We start from the raw sequence: 6,280 nt of genomic DNA, 5'->3' as shown, positions 1-6,280 counted from the left end.
TGGTGCTTGCGGTACTTGCCGGATGCGCAAGTGTGTCCGACACCCGCAGCAACCCTCCTCTGATAACGCTCACATCAACTAAGTCTGCTCAGGTTGTCGCTGAGTGTATCCGCGATCGCTGGCAGAGCACGACGGTTCTCGGTGCGAGTATCGGCGGCATTCTGCAGTCGTCCGGCAAGCGCTATTCAGTTCTCGCGCCTGACGCGCAGGCTCCTCTGCACTTGGTCGATGTAGAACCGAGCAAGAGCGGCTCCACGGTTCGGTACCATTTCTATCGCACCTGGCAATCACCGCTCGACCGAGTTGTCGATGCTGTGAAAGCCTGCGCCAGGTGAGTAATTCGCCTAATTCTAGCCACCTCCGGGTGGCTTTTTGTTTCTGGAGGTAAGTAATGGCCGCTCTAGCGATCGAGTATCAACCCATGACCACCGTACTGCTGTACGGACAGCTTCGCCAGTTCGGGCGGTCGTTCAGGCTATCCGTGCGCTCACCTGCGGAAGCGATCAAGGCTCTGTTCATCCAGATCCCGGGATTTGAGCGATTCATCGCCAATGCCAATGCTGAGGGGATCGAGTTCAGCCACCCATTACCGACCGCAGTTGGATCAGGCCAACAAGGAAGCGGCAACCTGTGTGGTGGCCCGGGACAACCTGAGTGGGCTAGCGGCGGAGCAGGGCAAGGCCTTGGGTGACCTAACCCTGGCCGTAAGTGAGCGCCAGGCTAGGGTAGATAAGGCGGTGTCACAGGCGCTGGCCGGCGCCCAGGCGGAATACTCTGCCGCGAATCGACTTCAACAGGAGCGTACCGGTGGTGACCAGTGCGCGGCAGCAACCTCGATCATCGACAAGGAGCTTGGGTTATGAGGGTAACGCTGATCGTGTTTGCGCTGGCGCTGGTTGGTTGCGGCTCTCGGGGCGAGCCGCAGGTGCAGTATGTGCGCGTCGAAGTACCCGTGCAGGTGCCATGCCGTGCGCAGGAGGTTGCCGTGCCGACATGGGCTGCCGACGGACTGCGCAGGACCGACAGTCTAGAGCTAAAGGTGCGAGCTCTGCTGGCTGAGAGACGGCAGCGCATCGGGTATGAACAATTGCTGGAGGCTGCACATAGGGCCTGTCAGTAGATGATGCGTCTAGTCGTATTCGACTTCTAGCGTCATTTTTCCATTGCTACCCATCATGGCAGACACCCTCGCACCTTCGACCGGAATGTCCAGGTTTGCTCCTGCTTGTTGGTCGATCGTCACCTTAATTTTCCGGGCCCCACTTTCCTTGCCCTGTCTGATGATATCGACTGCGGCCTTTGCTTGACTCTCGACTGATGTGCTCTCCGAGTTGGCTTTAATCAATCGCTCTCCAGCGAATACCAGAGCCACTAGAGGGTTGGCGACCCACGCTAACAGACTGCCTTCTCTGAAAAAGTCGGCTGCCTTCTTGAGGCCGTCAGACGTCGAGACGTCGAAATTCTTGTCCATTTCCTGCTCCTGGCACGGTGATATCACGGAGAGGATAATTGACTCGAGAGACTTATAGGAAGCCTTCTCATATCCATAAGCCTTCGGTAGAGCTGTGACGTTTGTGATCAATTCCTGACTTGTCTACAAGGCATCCTATAATGCCCTGATCAAATGATAGGGGTAGGGCAGTGGACAAGCGCACTTTCATTGGCATGGTCGAGGCCGGCGAGCCGCTGATTCAGCAGGCTATTGACGCCATGCGCGAGTGTAACCAGGCCCAAGATTGCGGTGCGCCGGCGGAGGAAGTCGAGCGGTTGCGCCTCCTCGCCGCGTCACTCTTTCAGGCTGTGTCAGATTACCAGCTTCGTGTGATTGCCAAGGCGCGCGGGAAGGGTATGCCACCGCTTCACTGACCCAGCCACCGTTTGATTCCGGAACCGCTCGCGACTCCATAACGCTCGCCGATGTTCTCGAAGATGTTGATAGTCGAGGGGGGAATGCTGGCGGAAGCATCCGATCGAGTCAGGATGCGATAGAGCACAAGCATGAGCCTAAAAGCTCGAAGCGTTAGAGGCCCGCACAGCTAGCTATGCCTATGTGCTCACGTGCCATCTTTATGATATCATTGACATTTTTGTCAAGGAGATGGTTGTGGCTCGAAAGTATGGATATTCCAAAGGGACCGTCACCAGTTTGTTCAATCCCGATGGTCGAAGCAAATTCGATATGGAAATGGATGGATACCGATACACAAATGTTCAGATGTGTGCTGAGATCCTGCGCTATCTAAGAGGCCCCGGACGAGGTGTTGAACATACGGTGTATTGGATGGCGAACCGGAAATCACTGTTGATCATGGCTGTGAAGACTGAAAATGGCGACACACTGTCGGAGACCATGACAGCGCGTCATTGGCTCACGATCTTAGGCTTTATGGCGCCTGCGATGGGTTTTCTGACTTGGTTTGCAACCTGGGTTCCCTTCTACCTACTCGCTATATTTCTATATGGACAAAACGGGGCCATGGACACCGCAAATCTGTGGGCCATTTGTGCGGGGGCGGCCGTGACGGCCTATAGGCTGAAAGACGGTTACAGTCTGATTACCCATCAGAAAAATTTTATTGAATTCCAAGAGGGCGACGTTCGCCAGTACGGGAAAAAAGAGTTTGGGGTTTCATCTCCATCTAGGAACGCCGTGACCGACTAGTTCCGACCCGGCATATCCCTTTACCGTTCTTGGGTTCTTACTGCCGGGTCAGCTGATTGAGCTTTTGATGTGGCTAAACACACTTCATTAGCTCAGTGAGAAGCTGATTCAGCAGGCAGTCGACGCTATGCGCGAGTATCACCAAGCCAAGGATCGAGGCGCGCCGGAGGAGGAGGTTGAGCGGCTACGCCTTTTGGCGGGGTCACTGCTCCAGGCGGTTTCCGATTACCAGCTCCGAGTAATTGCCAAGGCTCGCGGCAAGAATCTTCCGCCGCTTCACTGAATCGGCTCAACCAGTTCTGGCCCTTGGTTACGCACGTTGCCGACGGCCTTACTTACAGGGAACCAGCAAAAATCCTGAGCGGGCCGGCATCCAGCTTCGACAATCTCCGCAGCGCGCGCAGGCGTTGTGGCTGGGTCCATCCACTCCCTGGAAATATCAGGGAATAGCACCAGAGGCTTTCGGTCGTGGATATCGACCAGCCCTTGGTCTGCCGCCGCGGTTATGATCACGAATCCATCGCGCTCATCCGGCTCTACGCTGTGGTGCACCTCAGCTAGGGCTGCAAAGAATAGCGGGTCGCCGTCGACGCTGGTGATGTAGTAGGGCTGCTTTCGCTTTGGGTCCGCTGGATCAGGGAGCCATTCAAACCAGCCATTTGCAGGCGCCAAGGCTCTGCCGTTTGGCCATAGACCCTTGAAGAACTTCCCCGTCACTACCGTCTCGGCCCGAGCATTGATCGGATCCGGGCGCTTCCCCTTCGCCCAGAAAGGCGACCATCCCCATTTCACCCGATCCACACTCAACCCATCCCCAACCTGGCGAATGATTTCCACCCGAGTGGACGGCGCTACGTTGTATCGGTTGATTGGCTCATGGTCATAGCCATTTATCACCACCAGGTCCAGCGACAGCTGGCGCAGGTAGTGATCCATCGAATCGTAGATCGAGTACCGTCCGCACATCTTCCACCTCTCGCCCGTCAGAAATTTCCCCGCCCAGGATTGACCGGGCACCCGATGCCAGATTTACTGTATATACATACAGTTTGCATTGGACCTTCCGTCATGACCATCACATTCTTGGGTACGCCTACCGGAGGTACCGAACCGCTACCGCTCTATTCATTCCACGTCCCGGCCGGGTTTCCTTCGCCTGCAGCGGACCACTTGGAAGGCCATATTTCCCTGGATGAGCTATTCGACCTCCGCGCGCCCCATGTGTATCTAGTGAAAGTGGAGGGCGATAGCATGCAGGGGGCTGGAATCTACTCGGGCGATATCGTCATCGTAGACCGCGGCCGCGAAGCCGAGCACGGAGATGTGGTAATTGCCGCCGTGAACAGCGAGCCGGTGTGCAAGCGTCTGCACCGACGCGATGGCGTGGTGATCCTGAAATCGGAGAATTCGGCCTACCCACCGCGGTACATCATGGAGGGCGACGACCTCGTCATCTGGGGTGTCGTGCGTTACAGCGTTCGCGACCATGCGCAGTGACCAGGTGTTCGCGCTGATCGATTGCAACTCGTTCTACGCGAGCTGCGAGCGCGTGTTCCGGCCGGACCTGGCCAAGACCCCAATTGTTGTGCTGAGCAACAACGATGGCTGTGTAATCGCTAGGTCCTACGACGCAAAGCCATTCGTGAAGATGGGCGAGCCGTATTTCCAGGCGAAGGACAAGCTGCGCCGGCACGGCATCATGGCCTTCAGCAGCAATTACGCGCTGTACGGCGACATGAGCGAGCGAGTCATGACCCTGAGCGAGTCCATGGTGCCGGCCATCGAGATCTACAGCATCGACGAATGCTTCGCTGACTTGTCCGGTATTCAGGAAAATCTGACTCAGTTCGGGCGGAAGGTGCGCTCGAGGATTTTCCAGTGCACGGGAATTCCGGTGGGCGTCGGCATTGCTGGCACGAAGACGCTCGCGAAGCTGGCCAACCATACGGCCAAGCGCCTGCAGGCACAGACGGGTGGCGTGGTCGACATCACCGATCCGTTCAAGCGTGATTGGGTGTTGCGCAATACCGAGGTGAAGGAAGTTTGGGGCATTGGTCGGCGTATGACCGCTCACCTTGAAGCGATGGGCATCCGCACAGCCATGGATCTTGCCAAAGCTGACGCCTGGACACTTCGCCAGAAGTTCAGCGTTGTGGTTGAAAAGACGGCCCGAGAGCTCGCTGGCACGCCATGCCTTGAACTTGACGAGGCCGAACCGCCGAAACAGGAGATCTGCTGCAGTCGGATGTTCGGAAAGCGGCTTACTGAGCTGGCACCGATCAAACAGGCCGTGGCCACTTACGTTGGCCGCGCCGCGGAGAAACTCCGGGCTCAAGGGGCAGTTTGCAAGCGCATGCGAATCAGCATCCGTACCGGGATGTTCAATCCGGAAGAAGCGCATCACGCCCAGGGTGCGCTGGTAGAGCTTCCTTACCCAACATGCGACACGCTGCTGATGACTCGACTGGCCACCGATGCGGTCGGGCGGATTTTTAGGCCTGGGTTCCGCTACAGCAAGGCCGAGGTGCTGCTGATGGACCTGCGGCAACCAGGTGAGTTTTCAGAGGACTTGTTCGCGCTCAAGCAGTCGGTGGCATGTGACCGGCTGATGCAGGTTATGGATAACATCAATGAGCGCTGGGGGAGGGGGACAATGCGAGCCGCCAGCGTGCCGGCGACACCGGGTTGGAGAATGAGGAGGGAGATGATGAGCCAATCCTATACGACGCGGATCGAGCAGCTGTGGACGGTCAAATGTTGAGCCTGCCAGAGACTTGGTTGGCCAACTCAATGACCAGTCGGCGTTGATGGCTGATCCTGACGGCCGAGCCGCGGTGCTAGCTGAGCTCGCGACGGCTGCACATCGGCGCAAGGAAGTTGAAGAGGGTCAGCTTGCCGACATGCTCGACTTCACTGAGAGCGCCCGTATGTGGGACCTCTTTGAGCACGACAGTATCGCCACACGCGGAGCAAAAGGTAGCGAGCATTCCGCAAATGGCTGCTCTAGACTCCGCGGAGACTAGATCTGTGAGTTTTGGTAGAATACCGCGGCTTGCAGTTTCGATGAAACTACCGAACCTGAAATTGCTCTCGAACTGCTAAAAAGGAATGTGTTGGATGTCTACTTTTCTGCAATATGGATATCTCGGTTTCTTGGGTCTTGTGGTGCTACTTAGCTATAGAATCATTGTGAATAATAGCGGCAGAACATTTGTTCAATCCATTGTTTTTCTAGGGTTTTTTGGCTTGATTGCAACTGTTGGTGGGGGCGCGGGGTATATGTGGGCCTCGAAAGAGCTTGAGGCTGCTAATGCCAAGAAAAGTTCGATAGCTCTCATTCTTGATCAGGTAAATTTGATGCAGGCTGCACATAAGCAAGATATGCAGCCCTTGCAGGAGGCGTTAGATGATGCGACTAATAACTGGTCGCGCAGTGTACTTAATAGCACTCGCAAGGAATATCATGACGAAGTTGTGGCGATCAATGAAATTATAACTGCTCGCAATAATGCTTTTCTGTCGCAACTGTCAACGCTGCAAGCTTTGACTCACGATAAGGCCCAATGACTCAGGTCAGTGGCAGGTAGTGGCCGTGAGTCCTCGCCCTCCGTTTATGAC

At 56.0% G+C, this 6,280-nt stretch carries 9 protein-coding genes and 1 pseudogene; 8 read left to right on the top strand and 2 right to left on the bottom strand.

The window, feature by feature from the left end; all coding sequences use genetic code 11:
- The 3 genes and pseudogenes from ACF8MI_RS22815 to ACF8MI_RS22805 form a co-directional block, all read left to right on the top strand.
- Positions 1 to 335, top strand: a 335-nt coding sequence (locus ACF8MI_RS22815; protein WP_392517862.1) for a hypothetical protein, incomplete at its 5' end; no start/stop codon positions are given.
- Positions 336 to 391: 56 nt separating this feature from the next.
- Positions 392 to 580 (top strand): annotated as a pseudogene (locus ACF8MI_RS22810) (tail assembly protein); the annotation flags it as partial.
- On the top strand, positions 552 to 863 hold the full coding sequence (locus ACF8MI_RS22805; protein WP_164524400.1) for a hypothetical protein: 312 nt from the start codon (positions 552 to 554) through the stop codon (positions 861 to 863). The pseudogene ACF8MI_RS22810 and the gene ACF8MI_RS22805, both read left to right, overlap by 29 nt.
- Positions 864 to 1,129: 266 nt before the next feature.
- Here the strand turns inward: ACF8MI_RS22805 and ACF8MI_RS22800 are convergent, their stop codons facing one another.
- Positions 1,130 to 1,471 carry a hypothetical protein gene (locus ACF8MI_RS22800; protein WP_164524401.1) on the bottom strand — a complete coding sequence of 114 codons (342 nt, stop codon included), beginning with the start codon at positions 1,469 to 1,471 and terminating at the stop codon, positions 1,130 to 1,132.
- A gap of 170 nt (positions 1,472 to 1,641) precedes the next feature.
- Between ACF8MI_RS22800 and ACF8MI_RS22795 the strand changes: the two genes are divergently transcribed.
- Positions 1,642 to 1,866 (top strand): hypothetical protein, encoded by a 225-nt coding sequence (locus tag ACF8MI_RS22795; RefSeq protein ID WP_200928456.1) that lies wholly within the window; start codon positions 1,642 to 1,644, stop codon positions 1,864 to 1,866.
- A gap of 238 nt (positions 1,867 to 2,104) precedes the next feature.
- Complete coding sequence (locus ACF8MI_RS22790; RefSeq protein WP_200928455.1) at positions 2,105 to 2,662, top strand: hypothetical protein; 558 nt, start codon at positions 2,105 to 2,107, stop codon at positions 2,660 to 2,662.
- A 276-nt stretch (positions 2,663 to 2,938) separates the two neighbouring features.
- On the opposite strand, the gene ACF8MI_RS22785 is transcribed toward ACF8MI_RS22790, so the two are convergent.
- Complete coding sequence (locus ACF8MI_RS22785; RefSeq protein ID WP_392517860.1) at positions 2,939 to 3,628, bottom strand: SOS response-associated peptidase family protein; 690 nt, start codon at positions 3,626 to 3,628, stop codon at positions 2,939 to 2,941.
- A 102-nt stretch (positions 3,629 to 3,730) separates the two neighbouring features.
- On the opposite strand from ACF8MI_RS22785, the gene ACF8MI_RS22780 reads away from it, so the two are divergent.
- The 3 genes from ACF8MI_RS22780 to ACF8MI_RS22770 all read left to right on the top strand — a co-directional run bounded on the left by ACF8MI_RS22780 (position 3,731) and on the right by ACF8MI_RS22770 (position 6,229).
- A complete protein-coding gene (locus ACF8MI_RS22780; protein ID WP_392517858.1) occupies positions 3,731 to 4,159 on the top strand; it encodes a LexA family protein in 429 nt (142 codons plus the stop codon).
- A complete protein-coding gene (gene umuC, locus ACF8MI_RS22775; protein WP_392517856.1) occupies positions 4,149 to 5,423 on the top strand; it encodes a translesion error-prone DNA polymerase V subunit UmuC in 1,275 nt (424 codons plus the stop codon). Before ACF8MI_RS22780 ends, umuC begins: the two co-directional genes overlap by 11 nt.
- Positions 5,424 to 5,779: 356 nt before the next feature.
- Entirely contained in the window at positions 5,780 to 6,229 is a 450-nt protein-coding gene (locus tag ACF8MI_RS22770; protein WP_200928546.1) for a hypothetical protein, read from the top strand.
- Positions 6,230 to 6,280 lie beyond the last annotated feature (51 nt).

The organism is Pseudomonas sp. yb_9 (assembly GCF_043103635.1).
GTDB classification, from domain to species: domain Bacteria; phylum Pseudomonadota; class Gammaproteobacteria; order Pseudomonadales; family Pseudomonadaceae; genus Aquipseudomonas; species Aquipseudomonas monteilii.
This window is presented reverse-complemented; position numbering and strand designations above follow the sequence as displayed.

Coding starts and splice junctions, on each gene's coding strand:
- ACF8MI_RS22805 (WP_164524400.1), top strand. CDS start 552: ATGCCAATGCTGAGGGGATCGAGTTCAGCCACCCATTACCGACCGCAG.
- ACF8MI_RS22800 (WP_164524401.1), bottom strand. CDS start 1,471: ATGGACAAGAATTTCGACGTCTCGACGTCTGACGGCCTCAAGAAGGCA.
- ACF8MI_RS22785 (WP_392517860.1), bottom strand. CDS start 3,628: ATGTGCGGACGGTACTCGATCTACGATTCGATGGATCACTACCTGCGC.
- ACF8MI_RS22780 (WP_392517858.1), top strand. CDS start 3,731: ATGACCATCACATTCTTGGGTACGCCTACCGGAGGTACCGAACCGCTA.
- umuC (WP_392517856.1), top strand. CDS start 4,149: ATGCGCAGTGACCAGGTGTTCGCGCTGATCGATTGCAACTCGTTCTAC.
- ACF8MI_RS22770 (WP_200928546.1), top strand. CDS start 5,780: ATGTCTACTTTTCTGCAATATGGATATCTCGGTTTCTTGGGTCTTGTG.